15 protein-coding genes are annotated in these 15,250 nt (G+C 65.5%); 12 read left to right on the forward strand and 3 right to left on the reverse strand.

Features of this window, described 5'->3' with window-relative positions:
- Position 1: 1 nt before the first annotated feature.
- The 6 genes from HQ354_RS10485 to HQ354_RS10510 all read left to right on the forward strand — a co-directional run bounded on the left by HQ354_RS10485 (position 2) and on the right by HQ354_RS10510 (position 7,334).
- Positions 2–922, forward strand: a complete 921-nt coding sequence (locus HQ354_RS10485; RefSeq protein WP_308115163.1) for a CopD family protein — start codon at positions 2–4, stop codon at positions 920–922.
- A 90-nt stretch (positions 923–1,012) separates the two neighbouring features.
- A complete protein-coding gene (locus tag HQ354_RS10490; protein ID WP_374107311.1) occupies positions 1,013–2,044 on the forward strand; it encodes an ABC transporter substrate-binding protein in 1,032 nt (343 codons plus the stop codon).
- Complete coding sequence (locus HQ354_RS10495; RefSeq protein ID WP_222634455.1) at positions 2,034–3,671, forward strand: iron ABC transporter permease; 1,638 nt, start codon at positions 2,034–2,036, stop codon at positions 3,669–3,671. Before HQ354_RS10490 ends, HQ354_RS10495 begins: the two co-directional genes overlap by 11 nt.
- Positions 3,671–4,723, forward strand: coding sequence for an ABC transporter ATP-binding protein (locus tag HQ354_RS10500; protein ID WP_222634456.1), 1,053 nt, complete (start codon positions 3,671–3,673; stop codon positions 4,721–4,723). The genes HQ354_RS10495 and HQ354_RS10500 overlap by 1 nt, the downstream gene beginning before the upstream one ends.
- A gap of 182 nt (positions 4,724–4,905) precedes the next feature.
- Entirely contained in the window at positions 4,906–5,379 is a 474-nt protein-coding gene (locus tag HQ354_RS10505) for a MarR family winged helix-turn-helix transcriptional regulator (protein ID WP_114331078.1), read from the forward strand.
- A gap of 2 nt (positions 5,380–5,381) precedes the next feature.
- Positions 5,382–7,334 (forward strand): MDR family MFS transporter, encoded by a 1,953-nt coding sequence (locus tag HQ354_RS10510; protein WP_261768671.1) that lies wholly within the window; start codon positions 5,382–5,384, stop codon positions 7,332–7,334.
- A gap of 277 nt (positions 7,335–7,611) precedes the next feature.
- On the opposite strand, the gene HQ354_RS10515 is transcribed toward HQ354_RS10510, so the two are convergent.
- Positions 7,612–9,165 (reverse strand): succinic semialdehyde dehydrogenase, encoded by a 1,554-nt coding sequence (locus HQ354_RS10515; RefSeq protein ID WP_222634457.1) that lies wholly within the window; start codon positions 9,163–9,165, stop codon positions 7,612–7,614.
- Between the two features lie 245 nt (positions 9,166–9,410).
- Between HQ354_RS10515 and HQ354_RS10520 the strand changes: the two genes are divergently transcribed.
- Genes HQ354_RS10520 through rraA form a run of 5 tightly spaced genes read left to right on the forward strand, consistent with a single transcriptional unit; the run spans position 9,411 to position 12,792 of the window.
- The gene (locus tag HQ354_RS10520; RefSeq protein ID WP_308115164.1) at positions 9,411–10,616 is read left to right on the forward strand and encodes a lipase family protein; all 1,206 of its coding nucleotides are present in this window, start codon (positions 9,411–9,413) and stop codon (positions 10,614–10,616) included.
- Between the two features lie 54 nt (positions 10,617–10,670).
- Positions 10,671–11,420 (forward strand): MerR family transcriptional regulator, encoded by a 750-nt coding sequence (locus HQ354_RS10525; RefSeq protein WP_222634532.1) that lies wholly within the window; start codon positions 10,671–10,673, stop codon positions 11,418–11,420.
- A 53-nt stretch (positions 11,421–11,473) separates the two neighbouring features.
- Positions 11,474–11,923, forward strand: a complete 450-nt coding sequence (locus HQ354_RS10530) for a hypothetical protein (RefSeq protein WP_068430113.1) — start codon at positions 11,474–11,476, stop codon at positions 11,921–11,923.
- Positions 11,924–11,933: 10 nt separating this feature from the next.
- Positions 11,934–12,305, forward strand: coding sequence for a DUF5313 family protein (locus HQ354_RS10535; RefSeq protein WP_068429858.1), 372 nt, complete (start codon positions 11,934–11,936; stop codon positions 12,303–12,305).
- Between the two features lie 10 nt (positions 12,306–12,315).
- A complete protein-coding gene (gene rraA, locus HQ354_RS10540; protein WP_068429855.1) occupies positions 12,316–12,792 on the forward strand; it encodes a ribonuclease E activity regulator RraA in 477 nt (158 codons plus the stop codon).
- A 92-nt stretch (positions 12,793–12,884) separates the two neighbouring features.
- Here the strand turns inward: rraA and HQ354_RS10545 are convergent, their stop codons facing one another.
- Both HQ354_RS10545 and HQ354_RS10550 read right to left on the reverse strand, forming a co-directional pair.
- On the reverse strand, positions 12,885–13,592 hold the full coding sequence (locus HQ354_RS10545; RefSeq protein ID WP_068429853.1) for a YoaK family protein: 708 nt from the start codon (positions 13,590–13,592) through the stop codon (positions 12,885–12,887).
- 21 nt (positions 13,593–13,613) lie between these two features.
- Positions 13,614–14,453, reverse strand: a complete 840-nt coding sequence (locus tag HQ354_RS10550) for an alpha/beta fold hydrolase (RefSeq protein WP_068429849.1) — start codon at positions 14,451–14,453, stop codon at positions 13,614–13,616.
- Between the two features lie 106 nt (positions 14,454–14,559).
- On the opposite strand from HQ354_RS10550, the gene HQ354_RS10555 reads away from it, so the two are divergent.
- The gene (locus HQ354_RS10555) at positions 14,560–15,117 is read left to right on the forward strand and encodes a TetR/AcrR family transcriptional regulator (RefSeq protein ID WP_174551477.1); all 558 of its coding nucleotides are present in this window, start codon (positions 14,560–14,562) and stop codon (positions 15,115–15,117) included.
- The last annotated feature ends 133 nt before the right edge of the window (positions 15,118–15,250 follow it).

Consider the following 15,250-nt stretch of genomic DNA (forward strand, 5'->3'; position numbering starts at 1 on the left):
CGTGTTCCGCCGGTGGTGGATCCTCGCCGCCGGCTGTGCCGCGATCGTCGGGGTGGGCGCAGCCTGGTTGCTCGCTCACCCCGAGGGGCCCGACCCGTCGTCGGTGCTGCGTGTTCTCGCGGACTGCCTGGGCGCCACCGCGCTCGGCCTGGCACTGCTGCGGACCGACCTGTTTCCGGTCCGCAGCAGGCCGACGGTCTGGCGGTCGGCGGTCCTCGTCGGCGGCCTGTGGACCGCCGCGGAGGTCGCACTGCTGGTCACCGCTGCCGTCGAATCGTTCGGCGGCGGCATCGGCCGTCTGTCGATCGCGTCGTTCGGTACGTTCCTCACCGACATCACCGTCGGCCAGCTCGGTGTCGTCACGGTGCTGTGCACCACCGCTCTGTTCATCTACGCGCTCGTCGGATATCGCGGGGACCGCGACCTGCCGGCCTTGCCCATCGCCGTGCTCGCCGTCGTCGCACTCGTGGCGCGGCCGATCACCGGCCACATGTCCCAGCAGCTCTTCGGTGCCGTGTTCGTCGCCGTCCACACCGTGGCCGCTGCGGTGTGGCTCGGTGTGCTCGCCGCGATGACGCTGACGCTGCGCGCAAGAGGCGCGTGGGCACTCGCGTTGCCCGTGTACTCGCGCCTGGCCTGGTGGTCGGTGTGGATTCTCGCGGCGAGCGGAACCGTCAACGCGGCGGTGAAACTCGGCGGGCTCGGCGGCCTCGTCGACACCGGCTACGGGCGGGTCGTGCTCGCGAAGACCGTGGTTCTCGTGGTCCTCGTCCTTCTTGCGCGACGCCTCCGCGCCACCTGGTTGGTCTCGGTCGCTGCGCATCGCACATCGCAGGACGAGTCGGTGATTCGCGCCGGCCTGCACATCTGCGTGCTGACCGTCGCGTTCGGACTCGCCGCGGCCTTGGCCACGACCGCCTAGCGTTCACGCGGGCGCTACTTCGAGTTCTCCGCGGGGTTGCCTGCGCGCGACAGGATCGACGCTTCACCATCGGTTCTCGTAGGAGTTTTCTTGTCTTCCTTGCGTCGTCCCCTCGTGGGTGTTTTTGCGTCTCTCGCTGTGATCACCACCCTCGCTGCATGTTCCGAGCCCGCCGAACCCACCTCCGACGCGGCGTCGTCGGAATCCGCAAGCGGAACGTTGACGGTCTACACCTCCGAACCGCAGGCGAAGATCGACGCACTGAACGCCGAGTTCATGGCGGAGAACCCCGACATCGACGTCCAGGTCTACCGTGCAGGAACCGGAGATCTCAACGCGCGCATCGCATCCGAGCGTGAGACCGGCAAGATCGGCGCCGACGTCCTGCTCGCCGCCGACGCTCCGACGTTCGAGGGATACAAGACCGACGAACTGCTGATGCAGTACACCCCCGCCGACGTCGCCGCGCTGAATCCCGACGTCGTCGACCCCGACGGCTACTACGTCGGAACCCGCATCATCCCGACGGTCATCGCTTACAACACCGGTGCCGTCACCGCGCCTCCGACGTCGTGGAAAGAACTGGCCGACCCGAAGTACAAGGGCCAGATCACTCTTCCGAACCCGGACGTGTCCGGCGCAGCCGCGTTCAACACCGCCGTCTGGCTGAGCGAAGAGACGTTGGGTCAGCCGTGGCTCGAAGGTCTCGTCGCGAACCAGCCGGTCGTGGCCGAGAGCAACGGTCCCGTCGGCCAGGCCGTCGCCGCAGGCACGCAGCCCATCGGAATCGTCGTCGACTATCTGGTTCGCGAGTTGGCGGCCAAGGGTTCGCCCATCGCGGCCTCGTATCCGACCGACGGTGTTCCGTACATCTCCCAGCCTGCAGGCATTTTCAGCGACTCGGCGAACCCGGAGGCAGCGAAGAAGTACGTCGACTTCCTCGTCGGTAAGCGCGGACAGGAGATTGCCGTCGAGCAGCAGTACCTGCCGGTTCGCGCCGACGTCGGAACACCCGAAGGCGCACCGGCTCTGGGTGACCTGACCCTCCTGAACCCGGACCTGGCCGAGATCAGCGCATTCCAGCCCGAGGCTGTGAAGAGGTTCAACGAGCTTGTCGGTTAGGACTACGTTCTCGGGCGTCACCGGCCTCCGGATCGCCCTGTGGCTCGTCGTCGCGGCGGTAGTGCTGTTCCCGATCGGGGCGGTCGTCTCGATCGGGTTGGGCGGCAATCATATTCAGGAGTTATTCGACGCCGGAATCGTGGATGCGGCGATCAACAGCGCGGTCTCGTCGTCCGTCTCGGCCGCCCTCGCCGTGCTACTCGCCGTCGTCATGGCACTCGCTCTGGACAGGACGGATCTGCCGGGTCGATCGGTTCTGCGACTGATCCTGTTGAGCCCGTTGCTCATTCCGCCGTTCGTCGGCGCCATCGCATGGGCCGGCCTGCTCGGCCCGAGCGGCAGCGTCAACAAGTGGTGGGAATCGATGTTCTCGTCGCCGCTGTGGAACATCTACGGCGGCGACGGCGTGATATTTCTGTTGACGATTCACTCGTATCCCGTTGCCTACCTGATCGTCTCGGCTGCGGTGAAGCGAATCCCCGCGGAACTCGAACAGGCCGCGCGCATCTCGGGAGCGACGCCGTGGGCCGCGATGCGCGGAGTGACGCTACCGCTGCTACGCCCGGCGGCGGTCGCGTCGTTCACGCTCGTCGCGGTGTCGAACCTCGCCGATTTCGGCATTCCCGCCCTGGTCGGTCTACCCGACCGATACGTGACACTGTCGACGATGGTCTACCGCTTCATCCAGTCCGGCACCGTCGCCAAGCCACTCGAAGTGGTGTCGACGATCGGTATCGCGCTGTTGTTCCTCGCTGTCCTCGCCGTTGCCGTCGACCGTCTGTTGGCGGCGCGCAGTGCACACGGCATCGACGGCCCGACCACGTCGCTGCAGCGTCTTCCGCTGGGCCGAAGCAGAGTCGTCGCGGCCGTGGGCGCGTGGGTGATCGCGGCCGCGATCACGGTGCTCCCGATTCTCGCGCTGGCGACGCAGGCGCTTCTCCCTGCGCCCGGAATTCCGCTGACGTGGGACAACCTGACCCTCGACAACATCACCTCCGCCGTCACCGCGCCGGGAACCCTTGTCGGGATCCAGAATTCGGTGATGCTCGCGGTGTCGGCCGCGGTGATCTGCGGCGTCGTCGGCCTCGCCCTCGGTGTGCTGACGACGCGTACCGCATCACGCGACAACGTCGGCCTCGACCTGGTCGCCATGCTTCCCCAAGCCATTCCGGGGTTGGTCATCGCCGTCGGGTGGCTGATCGTCGGACGGTACACCGGCCTGTTCGACACACGCTGGGTCATTCTGTGCGCCTACGTCATGGCGTTCCTCGCGATCGTCGTCCAAGCGGTGCGTGCACCGTTGACGTCGACGCCGATCGCGCTCGAGGAGGCCGCGCGGTCGTCCGGCGCGACACCGGTACGCGCCTTGTACGACGTGCCGTGGAAGATGGCGATTCCCGCTGCCGTCACCGGAAGCGTTCTCGTGGCGCTGACCGCGGTTCGAGAGCTGACGATGTCCGTCCTGCTCGTCGCACCCGGCACGCAGACCCTCGGCGTCTCCATCTTCAACCTCCAGCAGGCGGGTGACTACAACGCCGCCGCCGCACTGTCCCTACTCGTCGCGTTCGTCGGACTCGCAGGTCTCGGTCTGGTCGCGGGAGCAACCGATCGAAAGAAGCGCGCCTGATGTCCTCGATCACGCTGAACGACGTCCGTTTCGACTATCCCGGTGGCACAGCGGGTTTGCGTGACATCGACCTGACGATCGCCGACGGCGAATTCCTCGCACTGGTCGGGCCGTCGGGATCGGGAAAGACGACGCTGTTGCGTACCATCGCAGGCTTTCTGGAGCCGTCGTCGGGCACCGTGACCATCGGCGGTGACGTCGTCGCCGGACACGGTCGACCGGTGCCACCCGAGGACCGCCGACTCGGCATGGTCTTTCAACAGCATGCATTGTGGCCGCACCGCAGCGTCGGCAAGAACGTGTCGTATCCCTTGGAACTGGACGGGGTTTCACGGGCCGACCGCAGGAAACGCGTCGCCGACGCGTTGTCGCTGGTCGGCCTTCCGGGGCTCGAAGCGCGTGATCCGGCGACACTCTCGGGCGGGCAGCGTCAGCGAGTTGCGTTGGCACGCGCGCTCGTTCGCTCCCCACGGGCACTCCTGCTCGACGAGGCCCTGGCCGCACTCGACGAACCGCTGCGTGACCGCCTGCGTCTCGAGCTCCGGTCTCTCACTCGCGCTGCGGGATTGACGGTCGTGCACGTGACGCACGATCGCAACGAGGCACTGGCGCTCGCCGACCGCGTGGCCGTTCTCGACGGCGGACGCGTCGTACAGATCGGGACGCCCGAGGAGCTGGTCCAGACGCCGGCCACGTCGTTCGTCGCACAATTCCTGTCCGACGCCAACCTGATCGACGGCGTCATCGACGACGGTCGCTTCCACGCCGACGGCCACCCGATCGAGATCGGTGCCGACCTCATCGAGGGCAGGGCTCCGGGTCGCGGGACGTTGGCGGTTCTGCCGTCGGACATTTCTCTGAGCGCCGGATCGCCCCACGACTGCTGCGCGGGGGTCGTCACGTCTTCGCTGTTCGGTCGCGACGCCAGCGACGTCGTCGTCGAGTCGCACGGTGTCACCTTTCGCTGCTCGGTGCGTGGGCGTCGGCCCGCGGTGGGTGACGAGGTCACCATGACCGTGCGACGCGGCATCTTCGATCCGGCTACTGCTTGAGGGTTCGCCCCCTTTCGACATCGATGGACCGTGGCAACCGTCTGACCGTTGCCACGTGACATCGATGCGTCGGTCTGTGCGGTCGATGTGACCCACGAGATAGGTAAAATAGTTGTTTACCTCATCTATCCACATATATGGTTGCGGACAGCAAGTAATTGATCGTGACCGTTGGAGCCCTCATGGCAGTACGAACAACCACAGCCGAGGCGTTGGTCGAGGAGGTTTTCCTCTTCGGACGAGCGTTGAAGAACGCCGTGACCACCGGAGATGAGAGCTCACCCCTGCCGCAGGCATTGACCGGAGTACTGGCCATCCTGGCGACCGAGGGTGAGTGCAGACAGACCGACCTGGCCAACAGGCTCTGCGTCAGCCAGTCCGCCCTCAGCCGGCAGATCGCAGACCTCGTCGACCTCGGATACATCGACCGAACACCCGATCCCGACGACAAACGCGCATCCCGCGTCTGCGTCTCCGACGAAGGCCGGCAGAAGTTGGCCGCCATCTGGGACAGACGAGCCAGACGATTACGGGAGATGTTGAGCGACTGGAGCGAAACCGAGGCAGTCGATGCCCTCGAATCCATTCGCAAACTCAACACCACGTTCAACGACAACGCTCACGACGCAGCACACTTGAAACTGATTGCGAGATAAGAATGACCACCACCGAAGCGCCGCCCAATCTTCAGGCGTCCGAACCGGACGCGATGTCCCACCGCGAAATCCTCGAAGCCCTCACCGGCCTGCTGGCAGCACTGTTCACCGCGCTGCTGAGCACCACGATTGTCGCCACCGCGCTGCCGACGATCATCGGCGACCTGCAGGGATCCCAGACCGCATACGCCTGGGTCATCACCACCGCGCTGCTCGCCAACGCGGCGTCGACCCCTATCTGGGGCAAGCTCGCCGACCTGTTCAACAAGAAAGTCCTCGTCCAGACGGCGATCGTCATCTTCGTCATCGGCTCGGTCATGGCCGGATTCGCGCACAACGTCGCAATTCTGCTGGTGGCGCGCGTCATTCAGGGCATCGGCATGGGCGGTCTGACGGCACTGGTCATCGCCATCATCGGCTCGATCGTCTCCCCGCGTGACCGCGGTCGATACTCCGGCTACACCGGTGCCGTCATGGCAGTGTCCATGTCCGGCGGCCCGATCCTCGGTGGCGTCATCGTCGACAGCCCGCTGGGGTGGCGCTGGTGCTTCTTCGTCTGCGTGCCGCTGGCCGTCATCGCCCTCGGTCTGCTGCAGAAGACGCTGCACATGAAGACCGAACGCAAGGACGACGTCTCCATCGACTGGATGGGTGCGCTGCTCCTCACCGCAGGCGTGTCCGTGCTGCTGGTCTGGGTCTCGTTCGCAGGCAAGGCCGACTACTACGCATGGATGTCGCGTGAATCCGCCATCCTCGTCGGCGTCGGTGTGCTGCTGCTCGTCCTGACCGTCATCGTCGAAGCCAAGGTCAAGTCGCCGATCATCCCGCTGAAGATCGTCACCGAACGCACCACCGGGCTCGCCATCATCGCGTCCATCGCAGTCGGCGTCGGCCTGTTCGGTGCGACGACCTTCCTGGGCCAGTACTTCCAGACCGCCCGCGGCTACTCCCCGACCGAAGCAGGCCTGCTGTCGCTGCCGATGGTGGCCGGAATGCTGGTCGCCACAGTCGGATCCGGACAGCTCATCACCAAGTTCGGTAAGTGGAAGCCCTTCATCGTCATCGGTTCCATCCTGCTGATCGTCGGCTTCATGCTGCTCGGCACGATCGACCACGAGACGAGCCTGTGGGTCGTCGGCGGATTCATCACCATCGTCGGACTCGGCACCGGCATGCTGATGCAGAACCTCGTTCTCGCAGTGCAGAACACGGTCAGCGTGCACAACATCGGTGCCGCGTCGTCGACCGTCGCGTTCTTCCGAACCTTCGGTGGCGCGATCGGCGTCTCCGTCCTCGGATCGCTGCTCGCCACCCGCGTCGGAACGTTGTCGCAGAGCGGCCTTGCCGAACTCGGCATTCAGAGTTCGGGCAGCGGCGGTGGATCGCTCGACCTCGGTGCACTTCCGGCCCCGGTCGCGCTGGTCATCCGTACCGCCTACGGTGACGCCACCGGACGCATCTTCCTCATCGCCGGATTCGTCGCGATCATCACGCTGCTCGCGGTCCTGTTTATCCCGAACCGCCCGCTGCGCAAGACGATCGACATCGCTCAGGCACCGGCAGCCGACGAGGAAGTCGCAGAGATCCCGTCGTTCGGCGAGGCTCGTGAGTACCTTGCGCCCGAGCGCGACATCGTAGGACGCCACGAAGCACCAGCAGGATCGGCACCGTTCGAGGGACTCAGCACCGACGCACGTGATCGACTGCTGAACCTTCTCCTGCCGGAGCCCAAGGACACCCTGCAGGCACTCGACGAAGCCGAGGCCATCCGCGCAGAGGTCGTCGCCCTCCAGCAGGAACTCGACGCGAAGATGCTCGACTTCGACGCAGTCTGCGAACGACTCCGGCGCCTGGGCCTCAGCGAGGACCAGATCGCCCGGGTACTCGGCGACGCTCACATTCCGGATCCGCACCACTTCGTGCACTCGGAACTCAACGGCCACCGGGTCAACTAGTTCCACCCACGACGAAGCCCGCACACCCTCGGTGTGCGGGCTTCGTTGGTTTCACCGTCGCCGCCGCCGCTCTGAAGTGACCGAATGTCACATACGGTCACTCGAAGTGACCGAGGGACGCCCTCGCTAGCACCCGGCCCGCCGATTGACCGAATGACCCCCTCGCTCACTCAGAGTGACCGAAGGACGCCCTCGGTGGTATCCGCCCGCGCCCAAGTGTCCGAAGGTGACATTCGGTCACCCGAGCGCCAGCGACAGGACGCCCCGACACCCCGCCCTACCGACCCGGCAGGTACTTGAGCGCCTTGACGAACGGGGGCATGATCTTCGCCCACAGTTTGGGCGAAAGTCCGCGAGGCCCACCGAGGTTGAGCAGACGCGTCGTCGCGATGGTCTGCGATTCCGTGTACTTGAGCAGACCGTCGGCTCCGTGTCGACGCCCCATGCCGGAGACTCCCATGCCGCCCATCGGAGCAGCCGTCGTACCCCATGCGGGCGCGTAGCCTTCGTCGACGTTCACTGTGCCGGAATGCAATCGAGCAGCGATGGCCTCGCCCTGAGCTTTGGTCTTCGCCCAGACACTGGCATTGAGGCCGTACTCGGTATCGTTGGCCTTCGCGATGGCTTCTTCGACGTCGGCGACCGGATAGATCGACACCAGCGGACCGAACGTCTCGTTGGCCGCGCACTCCGCGTCCTCGGGAACATCGGTCAGCACGGTCGGCTCGAAGAACAGCGGTCCGAGGTCGGGGCGCGCATTACCGCCTGCAATGACCTTGGCACCCTTGACCTTTGCGTCGTCGACGTGCGCCGAGACGGTCTTGACCTGATCCTCGGAGATGAGGCTGCCCATTTCGATGCCGAACTCGTAGCCCGGCCCGACCGTCATGTCTCGTACACGCTGCCCGAACTTCGCGGTGAACTCGTCGGCGATGGACCGCTCGACGTAGATGCGTTCGATCGAGATGCACAGCTGGCCGGAGTTTGAGAAGCAGGCACGCACGGCCGCGTCGGACACCTCTCGGAGATTGGCGCCACGGGCGACGATCATCGCATTCTTGCCTCCGAGCTCGGCGGAGAAACCGATGAGGCGACGCCCCGCTTGCTCTGCGAGATGCTGACCGGTGGCGGTGGATCCGGTGAACATGACGTATTCGGTGTTCTCGACGATGGCGCTTCCGACGACCGATCCCGGGCCGGGCACGACGGCGAACAGGTCACGCGGCAACCCGGCCTTGTACAGCAGTTCGACGCACGCCAGCGCGCAGTACGGGGTCTGCGAATCCGGCTTGAGGACGACGGCGTTGCCCGCCAACAGCGCGGCGATCGCGTCGGACACCGCGAGGGTCATCGGGTAGTTCCACGGCGAGATGACGCCGACGACACCCTTCGGCTGGTAGTGCACGGTGGTCTTGGTCAGCACGGGCAACATGCCGGTGACGCGCTTCGGCGCGAGCAGCTTTGCGGCCGTCCGCGCGTAGTGACGCGACGTCATCGCGATGTCGAGCACTTCTTCCTGAGCCGCGGCGCGCGACTTACCGGTCTCGGCCTGCGCCATGTCCATCAGCTCGTCACGGTGAGCGAGCACCAGGTCGCGGTATCGGTGGAAGATCTCGGCGCGCTCGGAGACCGGACGCTTGGCCCACGCCTTCTGTGCGACGCGTGCGCGAGCGATCGCTGCGTGCACGTCCTCGGCGGTGCCGACCGGGATGGTGGCGAGCTCCTTGCCGGTGAACACCTCCGTGATGGACTTCGTCGCCCGTGCGTCGACGTCGGTGATAGCGGACAGTTCGGCGAGCCGCGAGAAGGTCGCAGCGCTCGGAGCTGGCATTTTGCACCCCTACTGGTGAGTAGTTCTTCGAGTTACAGACAAACTACCCCCTCGGTGGCTCGGATCACAGCGTGCATCTCGAACGGGTGGGCGCCGTGTACCGGTTTCGGTCGTCCGGCGGCGGGATCCCGCGCGGAGCGCAACGAGACTGGAACACCACGCCCACGCCGAACCATGTGGCACCATGGGCCACGGTCTTTCCTAGGCGTCGGGGCGCTCGGAACGAACATGGGTGGGGGATTTCAGTGCGTGCAGCACTCGTTCTCGTCGGCGCAGCAGCTCTACTGATCGCGTCGTCACCGTCGGTCCAGGCCGACCCGATCGGGGATCTCGTCACTCCCCCGCGCGACCCGGCCGCGTATCTGCCGACACCGTTGGGCGATCCGTGGTTCACTCCGCCCGCCGGTTTCGAGGCACAGGCCCCGGGAACCGTGTTGAACACCAGAAGCGTTGCCGTACAACCCGGTACGACGTCGACCCAACTGCTGTTCCGTTCCACCGATTCGAAGAACAACCCCATAGCTGCGGCGACGACGGTCATCGTTCCCGACGCCCCGTGGGCCGGCGGCGGACCGCGTCCGGTCGTCGCGTACAACGAGGCGACGGATTCGCTCGGGAACACGTGCGCTCCGTCGTACACGTTGCCGCGGGGCACCAACAAGGAGATCGATAGGGTTCAGGACCTGCTGGGCCGCGGATATTCGGTCGTCGTCACCGATTATCAAGGCCCGCGGCAGGCGTACTCGGCAGGACTCGTCGCGGGTCACACCGTGCTCGACGGCCTCCGCGCCTCGCACAGCGCAGGCGTTGCAGCCGACGCCCCGATCGGTATCACCGGGTACTCCGGTGGCGCGATCGCGTCGGGATGGGCAGCACAGCTCGCACCGTCGTACGCGCCGGAGTTGAACATCGCGGGCGTCGCGTTCGGTGGCCCTCCGACCGACTACAAGATTCTGCAGCGCTCGCTGAACGGCGGAATCGGGTCGGGACTGTTCGCCGCCGCCTCGTCGGGCTTGGCCCGGGAGTATCCCGAGATGCGGGACCTGACCAACGACAACGGTCGACGCGTCGCGCTGCTCCAGAAGGATCAATGCGTCGACGTCCTGTCCTACAGCGGTCTGCTCCTGCTGGACCAGCAGAATCTGTCCGACGTCCCGAACGTGTTCGACCACCCGGTCAGCAAAGCCGTCGTCGAGGAGAACCGGATGGGGCAGGTCAAGCCGGACGCCCCCGTGTACATCTACCAGGGGTTGCAGGACTTCCTGATTCCCAAGGAAGGCGCGGAAGCCGTCCAGGATCAGTGGTGCACGCTGGGTGCGTCGGTACATCTCGAGGAGATTCCCGGTGACCATGCCGGCGCCGAGACCAGCGGCCGTCCCGGTGCATTCGACTGGTTGTCGCAGCGCTTGGCGGGTGCCACTACCGGCGGATGCGACAGGGTGGTTAGCTAGAAGGACTTGACCCTGACGTTGCGGGAGGTACCACGCTTGTCTTCTGTGAGCGATATGAAGGTGGGCGAGGTGGCCCGGCTCGTCGGGATCAGTGTTCGGACGTTGCACCACTACGACGACATCGGTCTTGTGGTGCCGTCGGGTCGCACCTCGAAGGGCTACCGCAGTTATTCGGCGTCGGATGTCGAACGGCTGCACCAGGTGTTGACCTACCGCGAACTGGGGTTCGTGTTGGACGACATCGCCGCCCTCCTCGACGATCCGTCCATCGACACGATGGCGCACCTGAGGCGTCAGCGAGAGTTGTTGGACGCCAGGATCGATCGCTTGCATCGAATGGCTGCGGCCGTGGACAGGATGATGGAGGCGAAGAAGATGGGAATTCAGTTGACCCCCGAAGAGCAGCGCGAAGTGTTCGGCGACGACTGGCTCGGTGAGGAGTACGCGGGCGAAGCCGAGGAGCGGTGGGGCCAGACGGAGGCGTGGAAGCAGTCGCAGGCCCGCACTGCGTCGTTCACCAAGGAGGACTGGACGCGAGTCAAGGCCGAAACCGATGCTCTGGAAGCCGATTTCGCGGCCGCGATGACGGCCGGTGTTCCGGCGGACTCCGAGCAGGCAGCGGAGTTGGCGGAGCGGCACCGCGCAGGCATCGAGCAGTACTACGACTGCGGATACGAGATGCACGTCTGCCTCGGCGAGATGTACGTCTCCGACGAGCGCTTCACCAAGCATTACGACGACGTCGCACCGGGTCTCGCGCAGTATCTGCGTGACGCGATCGTCGCCAATGCGGCTGGTAAGTGACGGATCGGGCCGAACACGTGCCAGGCCTGTCGGCCGCGGGCGATACTCGTCGCATGAACCTGACAGTGCGTTCGGCCCTGTTGTCCGCAGCGATCGGCAAGGCGAGTGGGTTTCGTAGTTCCGTCGGAATCAGCGTCGGTCTGTTGAGCTGGTTCCGCGGATCGCCGTACGAGCGGTTGGCGGTCGGGGGTTCGGCGGTCGTCACGGCAGGCGAGCTCGTCGCGGACAAGCTGCCGTCGACGCCGTCGCGACTCGATCCGGGCCCGCTCGGTGGCCGAATCCTCGCGGGTGCGGGTGGCGCCTATGCCGTCGCCCGCGCTCTGGGGAACGACCCGGTCCCGGCGGCAGTCATCGGTGGCCTGTCCGCGGTTGCCGGTTCCTATGCAGGTCACGCCTACCGCGGATGGGCGTCGACGACGGTTCCGCCGCTGGCTGCGGCCGTCGCCGAGGATGTTGTTGCGTTGGGGATCGGCGCGGCTGTCCTCGCGCAGGTTCGGGCGTAGAGTTCACCGTGTGAGACCGAACTTCCGGCAGTACGTGGGCTATCAGTTCGGCCGTGTCCTGCCGCCGTCGATGCAGGATTGGGTCCGCGAGGATCTCGTCGGCAACGGCGCGCAGGCTCGCTACATGATCCGGTTCACGTTGCCCGTGATCCCGCTTCTCTGCCTGTTCCTGCTCGTTCCCGGTCCGCTGTGGATCGGGTTGGCGATGATGGCGTTGCTGTTCATTCCGCTCGTCTACTTCGCGATCGCGCTGATGAACGTGTACCGCCGTCACCGCCTGTTGGTGCACGGTCTCGACCCGGAACTGCTCAATGCGGGCACGCAGGCCAGACTGGACCGGACGCGTGAGGAGTACGAGAGGCGGCACGGGCGTCTCGACTAGGCTCCCGTGCATGACTTCCGTCGAATTCAAGGCAACTGCAGACCTGGCCGACGAGATCGGTCCCGAAATCCGTAGCTGCGACACGCAATTCATCCAGTTCGGCAAGCACACCGAGTTCGCCGGTCCGATCACGACGATCAAGTGCTTCCAGGACAACCTGCTGGTCAAGCAGACTCTCGGTGAGCCCGGCAACGGTGGCGTTCTGGTCATCGACGGCGATGCGAGCATTCACACCGCCCTGGTCGGCGACATCATCGCAGGCAAGGGCGTCGCGAACGGGTGGGCGGGCGTGATCGTCAACGGCGCCATCCGCGATTCCGCGATCCTGCGCACCCTGGAGATCGGCGTCAAGGCACTCGGCACCAACCCGCGCAAGAGCACGCAGACCGGCTCGGGCGAGAAGAACGTCCCCGTCGAGATCGGCGGCATCACCTTCAACCCGGGCGAGATCGTCTACAGCGATTCCGACGGGGTCGTCGTCGTCTGATCGTCCGCTACCTGCGAAATTTACCCTCCTGTTGTGCGCTTTCGACTCCGCGAACCGCACAACAGGAGGGTAAATTTGGTTGGGCGGTAGCGTCATACGCGGGGATCGCGGACCCGCGGGACGTCGCGCCACTCGTCGAACAGAAACAGCGCCAACGCAATCACGAGCATCCCGGCGGCGACCCACGCGGCTCGAACATCCAACAGCCGCACCGCGAGTGCGCCGACGATCGCCCCGCCGAGGAACCCGGCGATGACGGTCCCGAAGTTGGCCGCCCGCACCCCGGCGTCCTTGTGACCTGCGACGACGCGTCGAAACACGGCCTGCGAGAAGCTCCGTAGATTGCCCGTCGTCATCGTCGTGCTGAACGCCTGATCCACCAGCACGCGAAAGGTGGTGACCTGCAGGGCTGCGACGAACGAAATCGAAATGGTGACAACGGCATTCGGCGCCGACGCCGGGACGAAACCGACGGCCGCGATCACCAGGATCTCGATGACGAGAACCGCGCGAACCGGTCGTCGCACGATGCGCGCGACGGCCGGCCTCGTCACGGCTTCGGCGGTAAAGACACCGAGAACGAACGCGATCAGCGGCGGGAGATAACCGCGCGCCGAGGCCCAATGACCCGACGCCGCATCGATCCCCAACAGAACGACGTTGGCGGTCTGTGCATTGGCGAACACACCGTCGCGCGTCATGAACGTGTAGACGTCGACGAACCCGCCGACCGCCGCGAGCAACACTCCGAGCCGTACGGACTCGGAGGTCGCCACGGTCGGTCGCGGGCCGTCGGTCATTCGTTCATGCTTGCACAGCTCTTACTTCACGAATGCCAGAAGCGCGTCGTTGACCTCGGCGGCGTGCGTCCACAGCAGACCGTGCGGAGCGCCCTCGACCTCGACGTACTTCGCTTCAGGGAACGCCTTGGTGAACTCGCGTCCGGTGGAGTCGATCGGCAGGATGTTGTCCTTGGTGCCGTGGAGGATGAGCGTCGGCTTTCCGGATTCGCGGACCTTCTGCACGTCGGCGCGGAAGTCCTCGATCCATGACGAGACCACTGCATATGCGGCGACGGGTGCGCTGGAGGCAGCCGTGGCCGTGTTGGCGCGGACGGTCGCTTCGCTGATGCGGCTGCCGAGGTTCTCGTCGAGGTTGTAGAAGTCCTTGTAGAAGTTGTCGAACCACGCGAAACGGTCCTCGCGCGCGGCAGCCTCGATGCCGTCGAACACGGATTGCGGGACGCCTGCCGGGTTGTCGTCGGCCTGCACCAGGTACGGCTCGAGCGACGCGAGGAAGGCGAACTTCGCGACGCGATCGGTGCCGTACTTCGCCGCGTAGCGTGCGAGCTCACCCGTTCCCATCGAGAACCCGACGAGGATGACGTCGCTGAGATCCAGTGTGGTCAGGACTGCGTTCAGGTCGGCCGCGAACGTGTCGTAGTCGTAGCCGACGGTCGGCTTGCTCGACTTGCCGAACCCACGACGGTCGTACGTGATGACGCGATAGCCGGCCGCCAACAGCTCGCGCGACTGACGCTCCCAGGAGTTGCCGTCGAGCGGGTAGCCGTGGATCAGCACGACGGGCTGACCGGTGCCGTGATCCTCGTAGTAGACGTCGATCGGGGTGCTGTTCTCGGTACCTACGTTGATGAAAGCCATCATGCAACACTTCCTCGTGGGTCAGGGTTCCCGCAGGAGAACGGTCGTTCTCTCGCCGTGGACTACACTAGAGAACGTTGGTTCTCTGCGCAAGGAGTTGGTGACGATGGAGACGGACGCCTCACGAGCATCGGTGCTGGCGGCGGCCGACGAGTTGTTCTACGCCCGCGGTGTTCAGGCCGTCGGAATGGACGAACTGCGCGCCGCGGCGGGCATTTCTCTGAAGCGGATGTACACGTTGTTCCCGTCCAAATCCGACATCGTCGCGCGCGTCCTCGAAGGCCGCACCGAGCTGTGGAACGAGCGCATCCTCGCGCAGGCCGCCGAGTACAGCGATCCGCGTGAGAAGTTGCTGTCCATCTTCGACTTTCTCGACACCTGGTTCCGCGAGGACAATTTTCGTGGCTGCGCGTTCATCAACTCGTTCGGCGAGTTGGGTGCCACCATGCCCGCGGTGGCCGACGCGGCACATCGTCACAAGCGCGAATTCGTCTCCTACGTAACCGAATTGGCCGTCGAGGCAGGGTGCCCGGAAAAGCTCGGGTTGCAGATTGCACTGTTGGCCGAGGGGGCGCAGACGACCGCGGCGATTTCCGAATCGCCCGAATCCGCGCTCGCCGCAAAGGAAGCCGCGACGGTTCTGCTCGACGCAGGCACGCGCTGAGGGGCTCGGTGCGGCGGTGCTATCGACGCCGTCCCCGACCGGCACCGGTCTCGGGCTACACCCAGGACACGCATCTCTTCTCCCGAACTTGTCGGACCGCGGTGATAGGAATGGGGCTACAGGGAAAGGAGTC

Origin of the sequence: Rhodococcus sp. BP-261, from assembly GCF_019835205.1 — a bacterium.
GTDB classification, from domain to species: Bacteria; Actinomycetota; Actinomycetes; order Mycobacteriales; family Mycobacteriaceae; genus Rhodococcoides; species Rhodococcoides kyotonensis_B.

Coding starts and splice junctions, on each gene's coding strand:
- HQ354_RS10550 (WP_068429849.1), bottom strand. CDS start 14,453: ATGGCTTTCATCAACGTAGGTACCGAGAACAGCACCCCGATCGACGTC.
- rraA (WP_068429855.1), top strand. CDS start 12,316: ATGACTTCCGTCGAATTCAAGGCAACTGCAGACCTGGCCGACGAGATC.
- HQ354_RS10545 (WP_068429853.1), bottom strand. CDS start 13,592: ATGACCGACGGCCCGCGACCGACCGTGGCGACCTCCGAGTCCGTACGG.
- HQ354_RS10525 (WP_222634532.1), top strand. CDS start 10,671: ATGAAGGTGGGCGAGGTGGCCCGGCTCGTCGGGATCAGTGTTCGGACG.
- HQ354_RS10555 (WP_174551477.1), top strand. CDS start 14,560: ATGGAGACGGACGCCTCACGAGCATCGGTGCTGGCGGCGGCCGACGAG.
- HQ354_RS10530 (WP_068430113.1), top strand. CDS start 11,474: ATGAACCTGACAGTGCGTTCGGCCCTGTTGTCCGCAGCGATCGGCAAG.
- HQ354_RS10510 (WP_261768671.1), top strand. CDS start 5,382: ATGACCACCACCGAAGCGCCGCCCAATCTTCAGGCGTCCGAACCGGAC.
- HQ354_RS10505 (WP_114331078.1), top strand. CDS start 4,906: ATGGCAGTACGAACAACCACAGCCGAGGCGTTGGTCGAGGAGGTTTTC.
- HQ354_RS10515 (WP_222634457.1), bottom strand. CDS start 9,165: ATGCCAGCTCCGAGCGCTGCGACCTTCTCGCGGCTCGCCGAACTGTCC.
- HQ354_RS10500 (WP_222634456.1), top strand. CDS start 3,671: ATGTCCTCGATCACGCTGAACGACGTCCGTTTCGACTATCCCGGTGGC.